This window comes from Actinacidiphila glaucinigra, from assembly GCF_900188405.1.
GTDB lineage: Bacteria > Actinomycetota > Actinomycetes > Streptomycetales > Streptomycetaceae > Actinacidiphila > Actinacidiphila glaucinigra.
Genome location: NZ_FZOF01000004.1, coordinates 225,973 through 245,123, shown reverse-complemented (window position 1 = coordinate 245,123; position 19,151 = coordinate 225,973). Strand labels below are relative to the sequence as shown.

General features: G+C 72.1%; 19 protein-coding genes. 14 read left to right on the top strand and 5 right to left on the bottom strand.

The window, feature by feature from the left end; genetic code table 11:
• Positions 1-85 precede the first annotated feature (85 nt).
• From CHF15_RS10120 to CHF15_RS10090, 7 genes are read left to right on the top strand one after another with little or no spacing between them, the layout of a single operon-like run.
• Positions 86-1,390 (top strand): ABC transporter substrate-binding protein, encoded by a 1,305-nt coding sequence (locus CHF15_RS10120; protein WP_089223333.1) that lies wholly within the window; start codon positions 86-88, stop codon positions 1,388-1,390.
• A 14-nt stretch (positions 1,391-1,404) separates the two neighbouring features.
• Positions 1,405-2,334 (top strand): carbohydrate ABC transporter permease, encoded by a 930-nt coding sequence (locus CHF15_RS10115; RefSeq protein WP_089223332.1) that lies wholly within the window; start codon positions 1,405-1,407, stop codon positions 2,332-2,334.
• Entirely contained in the window at positions 2,334-3,152 is an 819-nt protein-coding gene (locus CHF15_RS10110) for a carbohydrate ABC transporter permease (protein ID WP_089223331.1), read from the top strand. Before CHF15_RS10115 ends, CHF15_RS10110 begins: the two co-directional genes overlap by 1 nt.
• On the top strand, positions 3,149-5,497 hold the full coding sequence (locus tag CHF15_RS10105) for a beta-xylosidase/alpha-l-arabinosidase (protein ID WP_089223330.1): 2,349 nt from the start codon (positions 3,149-3,151) through the stop codon (positions 5,495-5,497). The genes CHF15_RS10110 and CHF15_RS10105 overlap by 4 nt, the downstream gene beginning before the upstream one ends.
• A complete protein-coding gene (locus CHF15_RS10100; protein WP_089223329.1) occupies positions 5,494-7,098 on the top strand; it encodes a glycoside hydrolase family 43 protein in 1,605 nt (534 codons plus the stop codon). The genes CHF15_RS10105 and CHF15_RS10100 overlap by 4 nt, the downstream gene beginning before the upstream one ends.
• 13 nt (positions 7,099-7,111) lie before the next feature.
• Positions 7,112-8,077 carry an acetylxylan esterase gene (locus CHF15_RS10095; protein ID WP_089223328.1) on the top strand — a complete coding sequence of 322 codons (966 nt, stop codon included), beginning with the start codon at positions 7,112-7,114 and terminating at the stop codon, positions 8,075-8,077.
• 57 nt (positions 8,078-8,134) lie between these two features.
• Complete coding sequence (locus CHF15_RS10090; protein ID WP_089223327.1) at positions 8,135-9,391, top strand: MFS transporter; 1,257 nt, start codon at positions 8,135-8,137, stop codon at positions 9,389-9,391.
• Between the two features lie 69 nt (positions 9,392-9,460).
• Here the strand turns inward: CHF15_RS10090 and CHF15_RS10085 are convergent, their stop codons facing one another.
• Together CHF15_RS10085 and CHF15_RS10080 are read right to left on the bottom strand one after the other, a co-directional pair.
• Positions 9,461-9,913 carry an SRPBCC family protein gene (locus tag CHF15_RS10085; RefSeq protein ID WP_089223326.1) on the bottom strand — a complete coding sequence of 151 codons (453 nt, stop codon included), beginning with the start codon at positions 9,911-9,913 and terminating at the stop codon, positions 9,461-9,463.
• Between the two features lie 26 nt (positions 9,914-9,939).
• Positions 9,940-11,166, bottom strand: a complete 1,227-nt coding sequence (locus tag CHF15_RS10080; RefSeq protein ID WP_089223572.1) for an RNA-guided endonuclease InsQ/TnpB family protein — start codon at positions 11,164-11,166, stop codon at positions 9,940-9,942.
• Positions 11,167-11,190: 24 nt separating this feature from the next.
• On the opposite strand from CHF15_RS10080, the gene tnpA reads away from it, so the two are divergent.
• The gene (gene tnpA, locus CHF15_RS10075) at positions 11,191-11,619 is read left to right on the top strand and encodes an IS200/IS605 family transposase (protein WP_089223325.1); all 429 of its coding nucleotides are present in this window, start codon (positions 11,191-11,193) and stop codon (positions 11,617-11,619) included.
• Between the two features lie 97 nt (positions 11,620-11,716).
• Here the strand turns inward: tnpA and CHF15_RS10070 are convergent, their stop codons facing one another.
• From CHF15_RS10070 to paaI, 3 genes are all read right to left on the bottom strand, one after another.
• Positions 11,717-12,055, bottom strand: a complete 339-nt coding sequence (locus CHF15_RS10070; protein ID WP_245938758.1) for an ArsR/SmtB family transcription factor — start codon at positions 12,053-12,055, stop codon at positions 11,717-11,719.
• A gap of 84 nt (positions 12,056-12,139) precedes the next feature.
• Positions 12,140-13,486: a phenylacetate--CoA ligase PaaK gene (paaK, locus tag CHF15_RS10065; RefSeq protein WP_089223324.1), complete on the bottom strand. Its 1,347-nt coding sequence runs from the start codon at positions 13,484-13,486 to the stop codon at positions 12,140-12,142.
• The gene (gene paaI / locus CHF15_RS10060; RefSeq protein ID WP_089223323.1) at positions 13,483-13,896 is read right to left on the bottom strand and encodes a hydroxyphenylacetyl-CoA thioesterase PaaI; all 414 of its coding nucleotides are present in this window, start codon (positions 13,894-13,896) and stop codon (positions 13,483-13,485) included. The genes paaK and paaI overlap by 4 nt, the downstream gene beginning before the upstream one ends.
• 110 nt (positions 13,897-14,006) lie before the next feature.
• Here paaI and CHF15_RS10055 point away from each other — a divergent pair, with 110 nt between their 5' ends.
• The 6 genes from CHF15_RS10055 (at position 14,007) to paaE (ending at position 19,105) form a co-directional block, all read left to right on the top strand.
• Complete coding sequence (locus CHF15_RS10055) at positions 14,007-15,212, top strand: thiolase family protein (RefSeq protein WP_089223322.1); 1,206 nt, start codon at positions 14,007-14,009, stop codon at positions 15,210-15,212.
• Positions 15,213-15,322: 110 nt separating this feature from the next.
• On the top strand, positions 15,323-16,306 hold the full coding sequence (paaA, locus tag CHF15_RS10050) for a 1,2-phenylacetyl-CoA epoxidase subunit PaaA (RefSeq protein WP_089223321.1): 984 nt from the start codon (positions 15,323-15,325) through the stop codon (positions 16,304-16,306).
• A complete protein-coding gene (gene paaB / locus CHF15_RS10045) occupies positions 16,303-16,611 on the top strand; it encodes a 1,2-phenylacetyl-CoA epoxidase subunit PaaB (protein ID WP_089223320.1) in 309 nt (102 codons plus the stop codon). The genes paaA and paaB overlap by 4 nt, the downstream gene beginning before the upstream one ends.
• A gap of 9 nt (positions 16,612-16,620) precedes the next feature.
• Positions 16,621-17,478: a 1,2-phenylacetyl-CoA epoxidase subunit PaaC gene (gene paaC / locus CHF15_RS10040; RefSeq protein WP_089223319.1), complete on the top strand. Its 858-nt coding sequence runs from the start codon at positions 16,621-16,623 to the stop codon at positions 17,476-17,478.
• Positions 17,475-17,996, top strand: a complete 522-nt coding sequence (paaD, locus tag CHF15_RS10035) for a 1,2-phenylacetyl-CoA epoxidase subunit PaaD (RefSeq protein ID WP_089223318.1) — start codon at positions 17,475-17,477, stop codon at positions 17,994-17,996. The genes paaC and paaD overlap by 4 nt, the downstream gene beginning before the upstream one ends.
• Positions 17,996-19,105, top strand: a complete 1,110-nt coding sequence (paaE, locus tag CHF15_RS10030; protein WP_089223317.1) for a 1,2-phenylacetyl-CoA epoxidase subunit PaaE — start codon at positions 17,996-17,998, stop codon at positions 19,103-19,105. Before paaD ends, paaE begins: the two co-directional genes overlap by 1 nt.
• Positions 19,106-19,151: the final 46 nt, after the last annotated feature.

Below are 19,151 nucleotides of genomic sequence, written 5' to 3'. Positions count from 1 at the left end.
GCTGTTGACCCCGGCGAAGGGGGAGCCTACGGTCCGTCGTCAGGCGAATTTCGGCAAAGCGGCCGAAACTTTCGAGAGGTCGATCATGAAGAAGCGTGCGTGGTTCCCCCGTGCCGTCGCCGGCGGCGCGACACTGGCACTGGGCCTGACCCTGACCGCCTGCGGCGGTGATGGCGCCTCCGCGGGAGGCGATTCCGGGACGATTCACGTCCTCGTGTACGGCGACTCCGCGAACAAGGTGGAGAAGGCGATCGTCGCCGAGTTCAACAAGACCTCGAAGGTCAAGGCCGTCCTCGACACGGTCCCCGGTGCGGACTACCAGCAGAAGCTGCAGACCGTCATCAACACCAAGCAGGCCCCCGACGTCTTCTTCAACTGGGGTGGCGGCAGTATCCAGCCGTTCGTGAAGGCCGGTCTGCTGCTCCCGCTCGACGACTTCATCAAGAAGGACCCGGGCCTGAAGGACAACTTCCTGTCGTCGGTCTTCAACACGGCGGTCGTCGACGGCAAGTCCTACGGCGTGCCGATGCGCGGCACCCAGCCGGTGCTGATGTTCAACAACAAGAAGGTCCTCGCGGACGCGGGCGTCCAGCCCCCGCAGACCTGGGACGAGCTCATCGCCGCGGTCAAGAAGCTCAAGGCCAAGGGCGTCACCCCGATCGCGCTCGGCGGCGGCGACCAGTGGCCGACCCTGATGTGGTTCGAGTACCTCTACGACCGCGTCGCCGGCCCGGAGCTGTTCACCAAGGCCCTCGGCGGCGACAAGAGCGCCTGGGAGAGCGAGGACAGCAAGAAGGCGCTGAGCATGCTCAAGGAGCTGATCGACGCCGGTGCCTTCGGCACCAACTTCGACTCGGTGAAGTTCACCGACGGCGGCTCGCCCCAGCTGCTGGCGAGCGGCAAGGCCGGCTTCGAGCTCATGGGCTCCTGGGAGTACTCCACGCAGCAGGACGCCAGCCCGGACTTCGCCAAGAACGACCTCGGCTACACCAACTTCCCGACCGTGGCCGGCGGCAAGGGCGACGCCGCGAACGTCGTCGGCAACACCAACAACTTCTACTCGGTGCTGAAGAAGACCGAGCACCCCGAAGCGGTGGCGGAGTTCCTCAAGCTGATGTACTCCGACGACTTCGTGAAGCAGCAGCTGGCCATCGGCAACCTGCCCACCACCACGAACACCACCAAGTTCCTCGACACGGCCGACAACCCGGACTACCTGAAGTACCAGTTCGACCTGGTCGACAAGGCCCCGTCGTTCCAGCTGTCGTGGGACCAGGCCTACCCGCCGTCGGGCATCACGCCGATCCACCAGGCCGTGCAGCAGTTCTTCAACGGCCAGGTCGACGCGGACGGCTTCATCAAGGCCATGCAGGCCCTGCCCACCTCCTGAGAGTGACGTCCCGCATGGTCTCCCTCACCGCCACCGTGACGGGCAAGCGGCAGACGCAGCGCCCGGCCGGCCGTTCCATCGGCCGGCCGGGCCTCGCCTGGGCGCTCCCCGCCACGATCTTCTTCGCCCTGTTCGCCGTCGTGCCGCTGGTACTGGTGGCGGTCCTCTCCTTCACCACCTGGAGCGGACTGGGCTCGCCCGAGTACGCGGGCTTCGACACCTGGGCGCGGGTCTTCCAGGACCCCGTCATGATCAAGAGCCTCTGGCTGAGCGTGCTGCTCACCGTGCTGGGCGTCGTGGTCCAGACCCCGCTGAGCATCCTGCTCGGCGTCTGGGCGGCCGGTCCCCAGCGCAACCGCGCCGTGCTGTCGGCGATCTTCTTCGTGCCGCTGCTGCTCTCCGCGACCGCCGTGTCGGTGCTGTGGCGGGCGCTGCTCGACCCCAACTTCGGCGTGCCCTCGCAGGCGCGCTGGCTGTTCGGCGACGGCAACCTCTTCGGCACGCAGACCGCCGCGATCGGGGTCCTGGTGTTCGTCAGCACCTGGCAGTTCACCCCGTTCCACGCCCTGATCTACCAGGGCGCCACCCGGGCGATCCCGCAGGTGCTCTACCAGGCCGCGCAGATCGACGGCGCGGGCACGGTACGGCAGTTCTTCCACATCACGCTGCCGCAGCTGCGCAACTCGATCATCACCTCGATGATCCTCATGATCGTCGGCGGTCTCACCACCTTCGACACGGTGCTGATCCTCACCCAGGGCGGCCCCGGCACCGACACCACCATCAGCGCCTACTACATGTACGACAAGGCCTTCAAGGGCTTCGACTTCGGTGCGGGCGCCGCCGTCGCCCTGATGCTCGTCGTCGTGGCCACCGTGATCTCGCTGGTCGTCGTCCGGGTCTCCGGCTACGACAAGATGGCCGGCACCAAGGAGGGGCTCTGATGAGGCGCCGCCCCAACTACCTGGCGGGCCTCGGCGCCCTGCTCTGGCTCGCGCTGGTGGGCCTGCCGCTGTACGTGATGCTCGGCGCGACCGTGCAGACACGCGAGGAGTACAGCGCGGGCGGCCCGCTGGCCTTCCCCCGCTCCTTCACGCTGGACAACTACATCCAGGACTTCGGCAACGGCTTCGGGCAGTACTTCCTCAACACGGTCGTCGTCACGGTCAGCGTGGTCGCCATCGTGCTGCTGCTCGTGCCGCCGCTGGCGTTCACCATCGTCCGCAACCGCGGACGCGGCACCTCCGGGGTGTTCCGGCTCTTCCTGCTGGGCCTGGCCATCCCCGCGCAGGCCGTGATCGTCCCGATGTTCTACGTCATCAGCAAGGCCGGGCTCTACGACAACCTCATCGGCGTCATCCTGCCGACGGCGGCGTTCTGCCTGCCGGTCTGCACGCTGATCCTCACCGGCACGATGCGCGACATCACCTCCGACCTGTTCGAGGCGATGGCCATGGACGGCGCCTCCGTCCGGCGGACCTTCTTCCAGCTCGTCCTGCCGCTGTCCGGCAGCGGCTTGTCGACGATCGTGGTCTTCTCCGCCCTGCAGGCGTGGAACGGCTTCCTGTTCCCCCTGGTGCTCACCCAGTCCGAGGAGACCAAGGTGATCACCCTGGGCCTCTACAACTTCCGGACCCAGTACGGCATCAACATCCCCGGCCTGCTGGCCGCCGTGGTGCTGTCCACGATTCCCGTCCTGCTCGTCTACCTGTTCGCCCGCCGTGCCCTCGTGCAGGGGCTCATGGGCGTCGGAGGAAAGTGAACGACAACGTGACCGCCGACTCCCGCGTCGAGGCGCTCATCCGCGAGATGACGCTTGACGAGAAGATCGCCCAGCTCTACGGCGTCTGGGTCGGCGCCTCCGGCGAAGGTGCCGAAGTCGCCCCCCACCAGCACGACATGGAAGAGCCGCCCAGCCTCGACGAACTCCTGCCCGAGGGCCTCGGGCAGCTCACCCGGCCCTTCGGCACCGTCCCCGTCGACCCCGCCCTGGGTGCGCTGTCCCTGATGCGCACCCAGGAACGCATCGCCGCCGCCAACCGGTTCGGCATCCCGGCCATGGCCCACGAGGAGTGCCTCGCGGGCTTCGCCGCCTGGGGCGCCACCACCTACCCCGTCCCGCTGTCCTGGGGCGCCTCCTTCGACCCCGAGCTGGTCCGGGTGATGGCCGCGGCCATCGGCCGCGACATGCGCTCGGTCGGCGTCCACCAGGGCCTCGCCCCCGTACTCGACGTCGTGCGCGACGCGCGCTGGGGCCGGGTCGAGGAGACCATCGGCGAGGACCCGTACCTCGTCGGGACCATCGCCACCGCGTACATCCAGGGCCTGGAGTCCGCGGGCATCGTGGCCACCCTCAAGCACTTCGCCGGCTACTCCGCCTCCCGTGCCGGGCGCAACCTGGCGCCGGTCAGCATGGGCCCGAGGGAGCGTGCGGACGTCGTGCTGCCGCCCTTCGAGATGGCGGTCCGGGAGAGCGGCGTCCGGTCCGTGATGCACGCATACACCGACACCGACGGCGTGCCCTCGGCCGCCGACGAGGAACTGCTGACCGGGCTGCTCCGCGACACCTGGGGCTTCGACGGGACCGTCGTCGCCGACTACTTCGGGATCGCCTTCCTCAAGACCCTGCACGGCGTCGCCGCCGACTGGGCGGACGCCGCGGGCACCGCCCTGCACGCCGGCGTGGACGTGGAGCTGCCCACCGTCAAGACCTTCGGGCAGCCGCTGCGGGACGCCGTCGCCGCGGGCCTGGTCGACGAGAAGCTCGTGGACCGCGCGCTGCGCCGCGTCCTGACCCAGAAGGCGCAGCTCGGCCTGCTCGACCCCGGGTGGAGCCCGGTGCCGTCCGCGCTCGCCGGGGCCGACCTCACCGACCCGCAGGCCCTGCGCGGCACGGTCGACCTGAACTCCGCCGCCCACCGAGACCTGTCGCGGCGCCTCGCCGAGCGGTCCGCCGTCCTGCTGGGCAACGACGGCACCCTGCCCCTGGAGCGGCCCGCCCGCATCGCGCTCATCGGGCCCCAGGCGGAGACCCCGACCGCGGTGCTGGGCTGCTACTCCTTCCCCGTGCACGTCGGCGCACAGCACCCGGACACCCCGGTCGGCATCGACCTGCCCACGCTGCGCCAGGCCCTGGTGGCGGAGTTCCCCGGCTCGGAGATCGTCACCGTCGCCGGCTGCGGCATCAGCGACAGCGATGTCTCCGGGATCGCGACGGCCGTACGCGCGGCCCTCGACGCCGACGTGGTCGTCGCGGCGCTCGGCGACCGCGCCGGGCTCTTCGGCCGCGGCACCAGCGGCGAGGGCTGCGACGCGGAGACCCTCACCCTGCCCGGCGTGCAGCAGCGGCTGCTCGACGCGCTCCTCGACACGGGGACGCCCGTCGTGCTCACCCTGCTGGCCGGCCGCCCCTACGCCCTCGGGCGGGCCGTGGACGAGGCCGCGGCCGTCGTCCAGGCCTTCTTCCCGGGGCAGGAGGGCACTTCTGCGCTCGCCGGAGTGCTGAGCGGGCGGATCAACCCGTCCGGGCGGCTGCCGGTGAGCGTGCCCCGGCACCCGGGCGTCCAGCCGTCCACCTACCTCGCCGCGCCGCTCGCGCGGGCCAGCGAGGTCTCCAACATCGACCCCGCCGCCGCCTTCGGCTTCGGCCACGGACTGAGCTACACGGACTTCGAGTGGTCGGCGCCGCGGGTGCACGGCGCCTCCGACGGCCGGGCCGTGACCGGCACCGACGGCGAGGTCGAGCTGTCCTTCACCGTCCGCAACACCGGCGCCCGCGCGGGCAGCGAGGTCGTCCAGGTCTACCTGCACGACCCGATCGCCTCCGTCGTCCAGCCGGTGCAGCGGCTCGTGGGCTACCTGCGGGTGCCGCTGGAGGCGGGCGAGGCGCGGCGGATCGACGTCACCGTCCCAGCCGACGTCGCCGCCTTCACCGGCCGGGACGGCCGCCGCGTCGTGGAACCGGGGGAGCTGGAGGTGCGGCTGGCCGCCTCGAGCACCGACGTCCGCTTCGCCGTACGGGCCGAACTGACCGGCCCGGCGCGCCAGGTGGACCACACCCGGCGGCTGCACGCCCTGGTCACCGGCGCGCCGGAGGAGTCCAGGTGAGCCTGCCCGAAGGGACGGGGGAGGCGGCGGCGACCGTCGCCAACCCCGTCCTGCCGGGCTGCCATCCCGACCCCAGCGTCTGCCGGGTCGGGGCCGACTACTACCTGGTCACCTCGACCTTCGAGTACTTCCCGGGCATCCCGGTGTTCCACAGCCGCGACCTGGTCCACTGGCGGCCGGTCGGGCACGTCCTGGACCGGCCCTCGCAGGTGGACCTCGGCACGGTGGCGTCCTCCGAGGGGATCTTCGCCGCGACGATCCGGCACCACCGGGGCCGCTTCTACGTCGTGACCACCCTCGTCGGCGGCAGCGGACGGGGCGGCACCTTCGTCGTCACCGCCACCGACCCCGCCGGGCCCTGGAGCGATCCGGTGTGGCTTGACGACGCCCCCGGTATCGACCCCTCCCTGTTCTTCGACGACGACGGCCGCGCCTGGTGCACCGGCACACGGCTCGCGGAACCGGGCGAGTGGGAGGGCCAGACCGACGTCTGGCTGCGGGAGTTCGACACCGCGGAGCTGACCCTCACCGGCCCCGAGCACCTGCTGTGGCGCGGGGCGCTGCACGGCGCGGTGTGGGCCGAGGGGCCCCATCTGTACAAGGTGGACGGCCGCTACTACCTGCTGGCGGCCGAGGGCGGCACCGAGCACCGGCACGCCGTCAGCGTCGCCCGCGCCGACCGTGTCACCGGCCCGTACACCGGCAATCCGGCCAACCCGGTGTTCACCCACCGCCACCTGGGCCGCGACTTCCCCGTCGTCGGCGTCGGCCACGCCGACCTGGTGCGGACCGCCGCGGGGGAGTGGTGGGCGGTGCTGCTCGGCAGCCGCCCCTACGGCGGATACCACCCCAACCTCGGGCGGGAGACCTTCCTCGTCCCGGTGCGCTGGGAGGACGACTGGCCGCTCTTCGCGCCCGGCGCCGGCACCACGCTCGGCCCCTTCCGCCCGCCCGTTGTCGCCGCGCCCGCCGGCGGCCCCCACCCGGACGCGGTGCGCGACGACTTCGACGGCCCCCGGCCGGACCCGCGGTGGAACCAGGTGCGCACCGCGGAACCCTTCTGGTCGCTCACCGCACGCCCCGGCTCGCTCCGGCTGCCGCTCGGGCCCGCGACGCTCGCCGAGGTCGGCACCCCCTGCTTCCTGGGCCGACGTCAGCAGCACCAGGACGTCGCCGTGTCCGCGCTCGTGGACGTGGAGCCCCGGACGCCGCTGGAGTGGGCGGGGCTCGCCGTCCGCCAGTCCGAGGCGGACCATCTGGTGCTCGCGGTGGCGGGCGACGGCCGCGGCGGCCGCCGTGTGCTCGCCGCGGTCCGCACCGGCGGCGAGGAACACCTGGTCGCACAGGCGCCGTTGCCCTCCGGCCCCGTGGTGCTGCGGATCCACGCCGAGGGCCGGCGCTACGGGCTGCGCTACGCTCCAGCCGGCGCCGGACCGGACGCGGAGACCGAACTGACGGCCGTGGACGGCGGCTTCCTCAGCTCGCCCCGCGCCGGCGGCTTCCTCGGCGTCTGGCTCGGCCCGTACGCCACCGCCCACGGCGCCCCCTCCGCCACCGTCGCCGACATCGACTGGTTCGACTACCGGCCGCTCGCCCCCTGACCTGGAGCCGACGTTGTTCACCGACCTCCCCGAGGCCGAACTGCGGGACCACCGCAGCACCCAGACCGTGCCCGCCGACTTCGACGACTTCTGGCGGACGACCCTCGCCGAGTCGCGCGCCGCCGGGACCGCCGCGGTCACCGTCACCCCCGCGCCCGGACCCCGGCTGAGCACGGTGCGCGTCTTCGACGTCACCTTCCCCGGCTACGGCGGCGAGCCGGTGCGGGCCTGGCTGCGACTGCCGCACGGCGCCGAGGGACCGCTGCCCGCCGTCGTCCAGTACGTCGGCTACGGCGGCGGCCGCGGCCACGCCCTGGACAGCCTGCTGTGGGCGTCCGCGGGCTTCGCCCACTTCCACATGGACACCCGGGGCCAGGGCTCGGGCTGGAGCCGCGGCGACACCCCCGACTCCGGCACCACGGGCCCACAAGCCCCCGGCATGATGACCCGCGGCATCGACGACCCCCGCACCTACTACTACCGCCGCCTGTTCACGGACGCCGTCCGCGCCGTGGACGCGGTCCGTACGCTGCCCTCGGTCGACCCCGGCCGGATCGCGGTCCTCGGCGCGAGCCAGGGCGGCGGCACCGCGCTCGCCGTGGCGGCCCTCGCCCCCGAGGTGCACGCCCTGGTGGCGCACGTCCCGTTCCTGTGCGACTTCCCCCGGGCCACGGTCATCACGGACGCCGACCCGTACCGCGAGATCGGCCGCTACCTCGCCGTCCACCGCGGCAGCGCCGAGCGGGCCATGCGCACCCTGTCCTACTTCGACGGCGTCAACTTCGCCGCCCGCGCCAGGGTGCCGGCCCGCTTCTCCGCCGCCCTGATGGACGAGATCACACCGCCTTCGACGGTCTTCGCGGCGTACAACGCGTACGCGGGGCCCAAGGAGATGGCCGTCTGGCCCTGGAACGGCCACGAGGCCGGCGCGATCGACGACGACACGGAGGCACTGGCCTTCCTGCGCGCGCGGCTCTGACGCCCCGCCCCGGCAAACCTGTTGCCGGGTACCGGACCCCCGGCTACGGTCGCCCCCATGTCCCTGGGCATGTACCGCCACATCCTCATCCGGCCCGTCCTGACCTGGGGGGCCGTGGCCGTGGGGGCGCGGATGCCGGTGGCCATGGCACCGCTCGCGCTGGTGTTCCTGGTGCGGGAGCGGCCCGGTGGCTACACGTTCGGCGCGCTGCTCGCCGCCGCCTATGTGATCGGGGAGATCGTCGGGGCGCCACTGCTCGGCATGCGGCTCGAAGCCGAACGGGCACGGCCCCAGTTGGCGCTGGGGCTCGCGGCGGGAGCCGTGGGCTTCGCCGGACTCGGTGTCCTGCCCGACGCCCACCCCGCCGTACTGGCCGGGTTCGCGTTCCTGGCGGGGGCGGCTCCCGCCGCCGCCCCCGGTGGCATGCGGCAACTGCTCACCTCGAGCGTGCCGGAGCGGGCCGTGACGCAGGCCCTCAGCGCCGAGTCGGTGCTGACGTTCGGCATCTGGGCGGTGAGCCCCGCCGCGGTGACGGGGCTCGCGCTCGGCGTGGCCCCGTACACCCCGCTGCTGCTCGCCGCCGTCCTCATGGCGGCCTCGGTGGCCGGGCTGTGGGCCCTGCCCGCCGGATGGCAGACCGACCGCCGTGACCGCGGCGGTGAGTCGATGCTGCGGATCACGATCCGGGCCTGGCCGGTCTACGTCACCGGCGCCGCGTCCTTGTCGCTGCTCGCCCTCGCCGAGCTGATCCTCCCGGCACTCCTGGAGCACCGGGGGATGGCACTCGGTCTCGCCGGGCCGCTGCTCGCCGGGTTCGCGGCCGGGTCGGGGGTCGGGTCCTTCCTGTACGGCCTGCGCGCCGCCTGGCCGGGGCGGTTGCCCGTGCAGTCGCTGGTGCTGCTGCTCGCGGTGTCGGGGTGCGTGGCACTCGTCGCCGTACTGCCGTCGGCGCCCTGGATGGGGGCGGTCCTGCTGGCCGCCGGTGTCCTGCAGGCCGGGGCGATGCTGACCCGGAACCTGCAACTGCGGCAGGTCCTGCCCGCCAGCGCGCTCGCCGCCGGCTACTCGGTGATGTACGCCGCCGTGGGCGCGGGCTACGCCGCGGCGGGCAGCCTCTCCGGTGCGCTGCTCAGGGTGACCGAGCCGGACGTCGCGATCCTGGCCGGGGTCGGCCTGACCCTTCTGCTCACCGTCGTCGCGGCGGCCGGGGAGCGTTCGACGCGCCGGCGTACCGCCCGGGTCGGACCGGGGCTCGGCATCGCTGCGGAGGGCGCGCCGGTGAGCGATCGCGATGACGCCCGGCGCGGCCTGTAGCCGGCCGCGGACGGAGCGGGGGCGCGCCGGTGCGGGCAGCGCGTCCGCCGTCGTCCCGGACGGAACGAGCTACACCTTCGGCTCCGGCAGCGGCTCGCCGGTCTCCAGCAGCGTCTTCAGGCCCGATACCAGGGCGGGCCAGCCCTGGGAGACCATGCCCAGCACCGCGCTGCCCGGATCGTGGGCCTCGTGGACGACGGTCAGCCTGACCGTCTCCCCGAGCGGCTCGATCTCGAACGTCACCTGGGAGCGGCGGTCCGCGGCCAGCCGGGCGCGCAGCTCCTCGTCCACCCCCGCGTTCGCCGCCCACTCCGGGGTGAAGGTGTGCCAGGTGTAGGAGAGCCGGCGGGGCGGCTCGGACTCCAGCACGACCTGGGCGGGATCGGCGGTACGGGCGCCGCCCTCCTCCCAGACCATGGCCGAGCCGGCCGCCCAGTCGGTCTCGAAGGCGACGCCCCAGTAGCGGCGCGTGAACGCCGGGTCGGTCAGGGCCTGCCAGAGGCGCTCGGGTGTGGTGCGGATGTAGGTCGTTTGACATCCTCTCCGTCCTAGAGGACGGAGATTCCCGCGTGCCTGCCGGTGGTTACCGGCTGGGGCTTGGGGTGGGTTCCTGTTTCTTCGCGCTGCGCCGGTACGAGTACCGGTCTTACCCGCGCTCCGCAGGCTGATACGGCCAGTCCGGCCGCCTTCGCGATGTTGACCGCCGCATTGATGTCCCGGTCAAGGACGGTCCCGCAGGCCCCGCACGTCCACACGCGGAGGCTGAGGGGCTTGGGGCCGTCCTTGACGCCGCAGGCCGAGCAGACCTGAGAGGTCGGTTCGAAGCGTCCGATGCGGTGGAAAGTCCGCCCATACAGGGCGGCCTTGTACTCCAGCATCGCGGTGAATGCCGACCATCCGGCGTCGTGCACGGACTTGGCCATGCGGGTGCGGGCGAGTGCCTTGACCGCCAGGTCTTCCACTGCAACCGCTTGGTTCTCGCGGATGATCTTCGTGGAGAGCTGGTGGTGGAACTCGCGCCGCGCGTCGGCGGTCCGTGCGTGGGCGCGTGCCACCTTGATCCGGGCCTTCGCCCGGTTCTTCGATCCCTTGGCCTTCCGGCTGAGATCCCGCTGAGCCTTCTTCAGCTTCTTCTCGGCCCGGCGCAGGAAGCGGGGGCTGTCGATCTTCGTTCCGTCGGACAGGACCGCGAAGTGGGTCAGGCCCACGTCAATGCCGACGACGTTGTCCGTGGCGGGCAGCATCTCGGGGTCGGTCTCGACCACGAACGAGGCGAAGTACCGGCCCGCACTGTCCTTGACCACGGTCACCGTGGACGGTACCGACGGCAGGGAGCGCGACCACTTCACGGCCACGTCACCGACCTTGGGCAGCCGCAGCTTCCCGCCCGTCGTGATCTTCCATCCGGCGTTCGCAGTGAACCGGACCGCCTGCCGGGTGTCCTTGCGGGACTTCAAGCGGGGCGGTCCCATCGTGGGGCGCTTGCCCCTGAGGCCGTCGAAGAAGTTTCGGTACGCGGCGTCCAGGTCCCGAAGGGACTGCTGCAACACCACCGAGGACACCTCGCCGAGCCATGCCCGCTCGGGAGTCTTCTTCGCGACGGTGAGCTGCTTGGACAGCTCGGCCGAAGGGACGAACGGCAGCCCCACCGCACGAGCCTGTTCACGGACGCGCAGCGCGTCGTTGAAGACAACCCGAGCGCACCCGAACGCCCGTGCCAACGCAATGCGCTGACCGGTACTCGGGTACACGCGAAAGCTGTACCGAAGCTGCACGACGATCACCATACCCTTTGGTTCATGTCACCACGATGGAATCCCAACCCCGACGTACGTACGGGCCGTCACGTCGTCCACAACCTGCATGCTCATTTGGTTTTTGTCACGAAGTACCGGCGTGAAGCCATGACGGACACCATGCTCACCAGGTGCGAGGAGATCATGCGGGAGGTGTGCGCGGACTTCGAGGCCGAACTGAAGCAGTTCAACGGCGAGGACGACCACGTACACCTGCTCGTGCACTACCCCCCGAAAGTCCAGCTCTCCAAGCTGGTCAACTCCCTCAAGGGCGTGTCCGCCCGAATGCTCCGCAAGGAACACGACGCGCACGTCCGGCGGTACTTGTGGGGCGGGCACTTCTGGTCCGGCTCCTACTTCGCCGGTTCCTGTGGCGGCGCCCCACTGACCGTCGTACGCCAATACATCGAGAACCAGAAGCGCCCCGCCTGACCGTCACCCCAGATCCGGCAGCGAACTCCGCCACTTCGCGGCTCCAGCCCAAGGACGGCCCTCACCCCCGCCCTAAAAGACCGAGCACTGGCCAAGATCAGAGGTAGACAACTGCGGACTCGCTCATGGGTGCCTGCTCCAATGCCCACTGCAGGTCGGCGAGCGCCTGCGCGCGCCCGCGGTCGTACCGGTCGATCCATCGCATGGCGACGGCGTTGATCGGAGCGACGTTGAGGTAGTGCAGCTTCTCCCGGTCCCGCCGGACGGTGGTGACCAACGGGGCCGCCTCCAGTACGGACAGGTGCTTGCTGACCGACTGCCGGGCCATGTCCAGCTCGGCGCACCGCTCGCGCAGGGTTTGGCCGTTGCGCGCGTTGAGGCTGTCGAGCGACCGTCTGCGGCCGGCGTCGGCCAGTGCCCTGAAGACCTCGTCCATCCCGATTTCCCGCCGCTCGAACGTACAGCCGTATGGCTGCATGTCAACCGAAACGGCCGGGGGCGTGGGTGCGAGAGCGCGCCGCTATTCGGCCCGCAGGTCCCGTACGCGGCGGATCTTGCCGACGGAGCGCTCGACGGTGTCGGGTTCGACGACCGTCACCTCGACGCTGATGCCCACGCCGTCCTTGACGCCCGTCGCGATGGAGCGGGCCGCTTCCTCGCGCAGCGCCGCCCCGGCGTCGGGACGCGCCTCGACGACGACCTCCATGTGGTCCATCCGGCCGCGCTTGGTGAGCCGGATCTGGAAGTGCGGGGCCACACCGGGCGTGCGCAGCACGATCTCCTCGATCTGGCTGGGGAAGACGTTCACCCCGCGCAGGATGATCATGTCGTCGGAGCGGCCGGTGATCTTCTGGATGCGGCGGAAGGCGGGGCGCGCGGTGCCGGGGAGCAGCTGGGTCAGGTCGCGCGTGCGGTAGCGGATGATCGGCAGCGCCTCCTTGGTGAGGGAGGTGAAGACCAGCTCGCCCTCCTCGCCCTCGGGCAGCGGTTCGCCCGTGATCGGGTCGACGACCTCGGGGTAGAAGTGGTCCTCCCACACGTGCAGGCCGTCCTTGGTCTCCACGCACTCCTGGGCGACGCCCGGGCCGATCACCTCGGACAGGCCGTAGATGTCGACCGCGTGGATGTCCATGCGCTCCTCGATCTCGCGGCGCATCTCCTCCGTCCACGGCTCCGCGCCGAAGATGCCGACCCGCAGCGAGGTCCCGCGCGGGTCGACGCCCTGGCGCTCGAACTCGTCCAGCAGGGTGAGCATGTAGGACGGGGTGACCATGATGATCTCGGGCTTGAAGTCCTGGATGATCTGCACCTGGCGGGCCGTCATGCCGCCCGAGGCGGGGATCACCGTGCACCCCGCGCGCTCGGCACCGTAGTGCGCGCCCAGGCCGCCGGTGAACAGGCCGTAACCGTAGGAGATGTGCACCTTGTGGCCGGGACGGCCGCCGGCGGCGCGTATGGAGCGGGCCACCACGTCGGACCACATGGACAGGTCGTTCTCGGTGTAGCCCACCACGGTGGGCAGGCCGGTCGTGCCACTGGATGCGTGGACGCGCCGCACCTGGTCCATGGGGACGGCGAACATGCCGAAGGGGTAGTTGTCGCGCAGGTCGGCCTTGGTGGTGAAGGGGAAGCGGGCCAGGTCGTCCAGGCTCGCGCAGTCCTCGGGACGCAGCCCGGCCTCGTCGAACTTCTTCCGGTACGCCTCGACGTTGTCGTACGCGTGGCGCAGCGTCGCCCGGAGCCGGGTCGACTGCAGCTCCCGCAGCTGCGCGGGGCCCAGCTTCTCGGCGGGGTCCAGCAGGCCGTGGGGGAGCGGCTCGCCCAGGCGCGTCCCCGCGGTCGCCCGGTCCGTCGGCTCGCTGCTCATCCGTTCTCCTTCGTGCGTCCGATGCTGCGGCTGCGCCCGCGGAACTCGGCGACCACCTGGTCGCCCCGCAGGATGCTCACGTCGTAGATGCCGCTGCGGCCGAAGCGGGTGCGTTCCTGCGCGGTGGCGACGAGCTCGTCCCCCTCGTGGACGGGGGCGACGAAGCTGATGTCGGCGCCGGCGGCGACCGTCACCGGGCCGTGGCTGTTGCAGGCGCAGGCGAAGGCGGTGTCGGCGAACAGGAAGAGGTAGCCGCCGTGGGCGATCCCGTGCCCGTTGACCATCGCGGGCGTGACGGTCATGCGCAGCACGGCCGTGCCCGCACCGGTCTCCAGGAGCTCGATGCCGAGGCTCTGCGACGCCTTGTCCGCTGCGAACATGCTCTCCGCCGGGCCCTGCGTCGCGTCCATGGCACCCCTCACGATCGTCACCACCCTTGTGAACCGACCGAACATTCGGTTAGCGTGCGGCACGCCCAAGGTAATCCAGCATCCGAACTGCCTGTCAAGAGGTGGAACGCATGTCCCAGCACCGCCCCGCGCGACCCGTCGACGAGGTCTTCCTGATCGACGGCGCGCGCACCCCGCAGGGCCGCTACGGCGGCGCACTGGCGGCCGTGCGCCCCGACGACCTGGCCGCCCTGGTGGTCGGCGAGGCCGTGGGCCGCGCCGGGATCCCGGCCGAGTCCGTGGACGAGGTGATCCTCGGCGCCGCCAACCAGGCTGGCGAGGACAACCGCGACGTGGCCCGGATGGCCGTGCTGCTGGCCGGTCTGCCGCACACCGTGCCCGGCTACACCGTCAACCGGCTCTGCGCCTCCGGTCTCACCGCCGTCGCCTCGGCGGCGCAGGCGATCCGCTCCGGCGAGGCCGACCTGGTCGTCGCCGGCGGTGTGGAGTCGATGACCCGTGCCCCGTGGGTGATGGCCAAGCCCGGCACCCCGTGGGCCAAGCCCGGCGAGGTGCACGACACCTCCCTGGGCTGGCGCTTCACCAACCCGCGCTTCTCGGCCCGGGACACCCTGTCCATGGGGGAGACCGCGGAGGAGGTCGCCGCCCTGGACGGGATCACCCGCGCCGACTCCGACGCCTTCGCGCTGCGCAGCCACCGGCGGGCCGTGGCGGCCCAGGAGGCCGGTCGCTTCGACCGCGAGATCGTGCCGGTCTCCGTCAAGGGCGGCGAGGTCACCCGTGACGAGGGCCCGCGGCCCTCCACCACCCTGGAGAAGCTCGGCTCGCTGCGCACCATCTTCCGCCAGGACGGCATCGTGACCGCCGGATCCTCCTCGCCGCTGTCCGACGGCGCCGCGGCCCTGGTGGTGGCGAGCGGTGCGGCCGTCGAGCGGTACGGGCTCACCCCGCGGGCCCGGATCGTCACCACGGCCACGGCGGGAGTCGAGCCCCACCTCATGGGCCTCGGACCCGTCCCGGCGACGGAGAAGGCCCTCGCGCGCGCCGGATGGCAGACCGGCGACCTGGACGCGGTCGAGCTCAACGAGGCCTTCGCCGCCCAGGCGCTCGCCGTCGTCCGCCGCCTCAAGCTGGACGAGGAGCGGGTCAACGCCGACGGCGGCGCGATCGCGCTCGGCCACCCGCTGGGCTGCTCCGGCGCCCGCATCCTGCTCACCCTCCTCGGCCGCCTGGAGCGCGAGGGCGGCCGCCGCGGCCTGGCCACCCTCTGCGTGGGGGTCGGCCAGGGCGTGGCGATGCTGGTGGAGCGGGTGTGACAGGGGGCTCCCGCGGGTCGCGCGCGACCGTCGTCCACAGGGCTTGCCGGGTGCGGCAAAGTTCGTCAGACTGTAACCGAACGAATGGTCGGTAGGGGAAGCTGGTATCGATGACCACACCGAACGCCACCGTGCCGGCGGAGGGCGCGCAGAAGCCGCTCCAGGAGCACTTCGACGCCACGATCGCGCGGGACCAGCGCATCGAGCCGCGGGACTGGATGCCCGAGGGCTACCGCAGGACGCTGGTCCGGCAGATCGCGCAGCACGCGCACTCGGAGATCATCGGCATGCAGCCCGAGGGCGAGTGGATCACCCGCGCCCCCTCACTGCGCCGCAAGGCCATCCTGTTCGCCAAGGTCCAGGACGAGGCCGGCCACGGGCTCTACCTCTACTCGGCCGCCGAGACGCTCGGTGTCGACCGCGCGGACCTCACGCAGCGCCTGATCGAGGGCCGCCAGAAGTACTCCTCGATCTTCAACTACCCGACCCTCAGCTTCGCCGACGTCGGCGTCATCGGCTGGTTCGTCGACGGCGCCGCCATCTGCAACCAGGTGCCGCTGTGCCGCTCCTCCTACGGGCCGTACGCCCGCGCCATGGTGCGAATCTGCAAGGAGGAGTCCTTCCACCAGCGCCAGGGCTACGAGCTGCTGATGACGATGATGCGCGGCACCGAGGCCCAGCGGGAGATGGTGCAGGACGCGGTGGACCGCTGGTGGTGGCCGTCGCTGATGATGTTCGGCCCGCCCGACGGCGACTCGCCCAACTCGGCCGCCTCGATGGCCTGGAAGATCAAGCGCCACAGCAACGACGAGCTGCGCCGGCGGTTCGTCGACATGACCGTCCCGCAGGCCGACAAGCTGGGCGTGACCCTGCCCGACCCGGAGCTGCGCTGGAACCCGGAGCGCGGCCGGCACGACTTCGGCACCCCCGACTGGTCCGAGCTGCAGCGCGTCATCAGCGGCGACGGACCGTGCAACAGCGAGCGGATGGAACGCCGCCGCTCCGCACACGAGGAAGGCGCCTGGGTGCGCGAGGCCGCGACCGCCCACGCTGCCAAGCAGGCGGCCAGGGCAGAGGAAGGAGCCGTGGCATGAGCACCACCGGCGACAGCACGACCCGGGCCGAGTGGCCCCTGTACGAGGTGTTCGTCCGCGGCAAGCGCGGCCTGAACCACGTCCACGTCGGCTCCCTGCACGCCGCCGACGACCGCATGGCGCTCACCCACGCCCGCGACCTGTACACACGGCGCAACGAGGGCGTGAGCATCTGGGTGGTGCGCTCGGAGCACATCACCGCGTCCACGAGGGACGAGAAGGACCCCTTCTTCTCGCCCAGCGCCGACAAGGTCTACCGGCACCCGACCTTCTACGACATCCCCGAAGACGTCCCCCACATCTAGGAGCAGGGCATGAGCGACGAGCACGTCTACCTGTCCCTGGCCGAGGGGCACGACGACAGCGACGCCCGCTGGGCCTTCGGCACCGGCTTCGAGGACCCGCTGCACGGCGTCGACACCGCCGTGCCCGAGGGCGTGGACGCCGCGGAACTGGCCGCCCACTGCCTGGCGCTCGGCGACGACGCCCTGGTCGCCGCCCAGCGCCTGGCCGAGTGGTGTACCCGCGCCCCGGAGCTCGAGGAGGAGGTCGCCCTCGCCAACATCGGGCTCGACCTGCTCGGCCAGGCCCGCCTGCTCTACTCCCGCGCCGGCCAGGTGGACGGCACCGGCCGCGACGAGGACGCCTACGCCTACCTCCGGGACCCCGCCGACTTCCGCAACGTCCGCCTCGCCGAACTGCCCTGCGGGGACTTCGCGTTCTCCATGGCCCGGCTGCTGGTCACGTCCAGCTGGCGGCTCGCCGTCTTCGAGCGGCTCGCCCGTACCGCGCAGGACCCGGTGCTCGCCGCCATCGCCGCCAAGGGCGTCAACGAGCTGACCTACCACCGGCAGTACGCCGCCGAGTGGACGGTACGGCTCGGCGACGGCACCGAGGAGTCGCACCGCCGCATGCGGGCCGGCCTGGAGCAGACCGCCCCCTACCTGGAGGAGCTCTTCACGGCCGCCGCGACGTGCGGCGCCGACCCGGCCGGGGTCCGGCACGAGGTGACCGCCGCGCTGCGCCAGGTCACCGAGGCCGCCGGGCTGCCCGCGGTCGAGGCCGAGCCCCTGCCCGGGCACGGCCGCGAGGGCGACCGCACCGAGCACCTCGCCCCGCTGCTCGCGGAGCTGCAGGGCATCGCCCGCGCACACCCCGGAGCGGTCTGGTGAGCGCCGTGACCGTGCTCACCGACGCGCACCGGGCGGCCCGCGTGGCAGCCGAGGTGCCGGACCCCGAGCTGCCCATGCTGACCCTGGCCGACCTCGGCGTCCTGCGCGACGTCGAGGTCGCCCCGGACGGCACCGTCGTCGCCGCCCTCACCCCCACCTACTCGGGCTGCCCCGCCATGGCGGAGATGCGCGCCGACGTGGCCGCCCGGCTGCGCGCCGCCGGCTTCCCCCGCGTCGAGATCCGCACCGTCCTGGACCCGCCGTGGACGACCGACTGGATCACCCCCGAAGGCCGCCGCAAGCTCGCCGAGCACGGCATCGCACCCCCCGGCCCCGCGCCCCGGCGCGCCGCCGGCCCGGTGCCGCTGGTGCTCACCACCATCCGGCGCGCCGTCGCCTGCCCCCGCTGCGGCTCGGCGGACACCGAGGAGACCTCGCGCTTCGCCGCCACCTCCTGCAAGGCCCTGTGGCGCTGCCGTGCCTGCCTGGAGCCGTTCGAGTACGTCAAGGAGATCTGATGGCCCCGACCACCCCCGCCCCGCAGGCGCCGGCCCCGCGCGTCCGCCGCCGCCCGGCCTTCCACGCCCTGCGGGTCGCCGCGGTCGAGACGCTCTGCGAGGACGCGGCCGCCGTCAGCTTCGACATACCGCGAGAACTGGCCGAGGAGTTCGCCTTCGCGCCCGGGCAGTCCCTCACGCTGCGCCGCGAGGTCGACGGCCGCGACGAGCGACGCTCGTACTCCATCTGCTCCCCCTCCGGCGCCACCCCCCGCATCGGGGTGCGCGTGGTGCCCGGCGGCCTGTTCTCGGCCTGGCTGGTGCACGAGGTGCGCCCGGGCGACACCGTCGAGGTCATGGGGCCCACCGGCGCCTTCACCCCCGACCTCACCGCGCCCGGGCACCATGTGCTCATCGCGGCGGGGTCCGGCATCACCCCGATGCTCTCCATCGCCGAGTCCGTCCTCGCCGCCGACCTCGGCTCCCGGGTCACGCTCTTCTACGGCAACCGGCGCACGGACACGGTCATGTTCGCCGACGAGCTCGCCGAGCTGAAGGACCTGCACCCCGCCCGGTTCCAGCTCGCCCACGTGCTCTCGCGGGAGCCGCGCGAGGCCGACGTGCTCTCCGGCCGCCTGGACGCCGGACGGCTCGCCACGCTCGTCGAGGGCCTCGTCGACGTCCCGAACGCCGACCACTGGTGGCTCTGCGGCCCGCACGGCATGGTCGTCGACGCCCAGCAGGTCCTCGCCGGGCTCGGCGTGCCCGAAGACCGGGTGCACCAGGAGCTGTTCTACGCCGACGACGAGCCCGTCACCCCGGTCCGCCACGAGGACGCCGTCACGGAAGGTCCGGTCAGCCAGGTCACCGTCGTCCTCGACGGCCGCACCACCACGGCCGCGCTGCCGCGTGACCGAAGCGTCCTCGACGGCGCCCAGCGCACCCGCCCCGACCTGCCCTTCGCCTGCAAGGGCGGCGTCTGCGGCACCTGCCGGGCACTCGTCACCGACGGCAAGGCCGAGATGCGCCGCAACTTCGCCCTCGAGGCGTCCGAGGTCGACGCGGGCTATGTGCTGACCTGCCAGAGCTATCCGGTCTCCGAGACGCTGACGGTCGACTACGACAGCTGACGCCTCGAGGGCGTCCCGCTGACGTCCCGTCACTGCCTCCGACTCC

What these genes read in the sequence shown, in the direction of transcription:
- CHF15_RS10120 (WP_089223333.1), top strand. Translation starts at nt 86, where the DNA reads ATGAAGAAGCGTGCGTGGTTCCCCCGTGCCGTCGCCGGCGGCGCGACA.
- CHF15_RS10115 (WP_089223332.1), top strand. Translation starts at nt 1,405, where the DNA reads ATGGTCTCCCTCACCGCCACCGTGACGGGCAAGCGGCAGACGCAGCGC.
- CHF15_RS10110 (WP_089223331.1), top strand. Translation starts at nt 2,334, where the DNA reads ATGAGGCGCCGCCCCAACTACCTGGCGGGCCTCGGCGCCCTGCTCTGG.
- CHF15_RS10090 (WP_089223327.1), top strand. Translation starts at nt 8,135, where the DNA reads ATGTCCCTGGGCATGTACCGCCACATCCTCATCCGGCCCGTCCTGACC.
- tnpA (WP_089223325.1), top strand. Translation starts at nt 11,191, where the DNA reads ATGTCACCACGATGGAATCCCAACCCCGACGTACGTACGGGCCGTCAC.
- CHF15_RS10070 (WP_245938758.1), bottom strand. Translation starts at nt 12,055, where the DNA reads ATGGACGAGGTCTTCAGGGCACTGGCCGACGCCGGCCGCAGACGGTCG.
- paaK (WP_089223324.1), bottom strand. Translation starts at nt 13,486, where the DNA reads ATGAGCAGCGAGCCGACGGACCGGGCGACCGCGGGGACGCGCCTGGGC.
- paaI (WP_089223323.1), bottom strand. Translation starts at nt 13,896, where the DNA reads ATGGACGCGACGCAGGGCCCGGCGGAGAGCATGTTCGCAGCGGACAAG.
- CHF15_RS10055 (WP_089223322.1), top strand. Translation starts at nt 14,007, where the DNA reads ATGTCCCAGCACCGCCCCGCGCGACCCGTCGACGAGGTCTTCCTGATC.
- paaA (WP_089223321.1), top strand. Translation starts at nt 15,323, where the DNA reads ATGACCACACCGAACGCCACCGTGCCGGCGGAGGGCGCGCAGAAGCCG.
- paaB (WP_089223320.1), top strand. Translation starts at nt 16,303, where the DNA reads ATGAGCACCACCGGCGACAGCACGACCCGGGCCGAGTGGCCCCTGTAC.
- paaC (WP_089223319.1), top strand. Translation starts at nt 16,621, where the DNA reads ATGAGCGACGAGCACGTCTACCTGTCCCTGGCCGAGGGGCACGACGAC.
- paaE (WP_089223317.1), top strand. Translation starts at nt 17,996, where the DNA reads ATGGCCCCGACCACCCCCGCCCCGCAGGCGCCGGCCCCGCGCGTCCGC.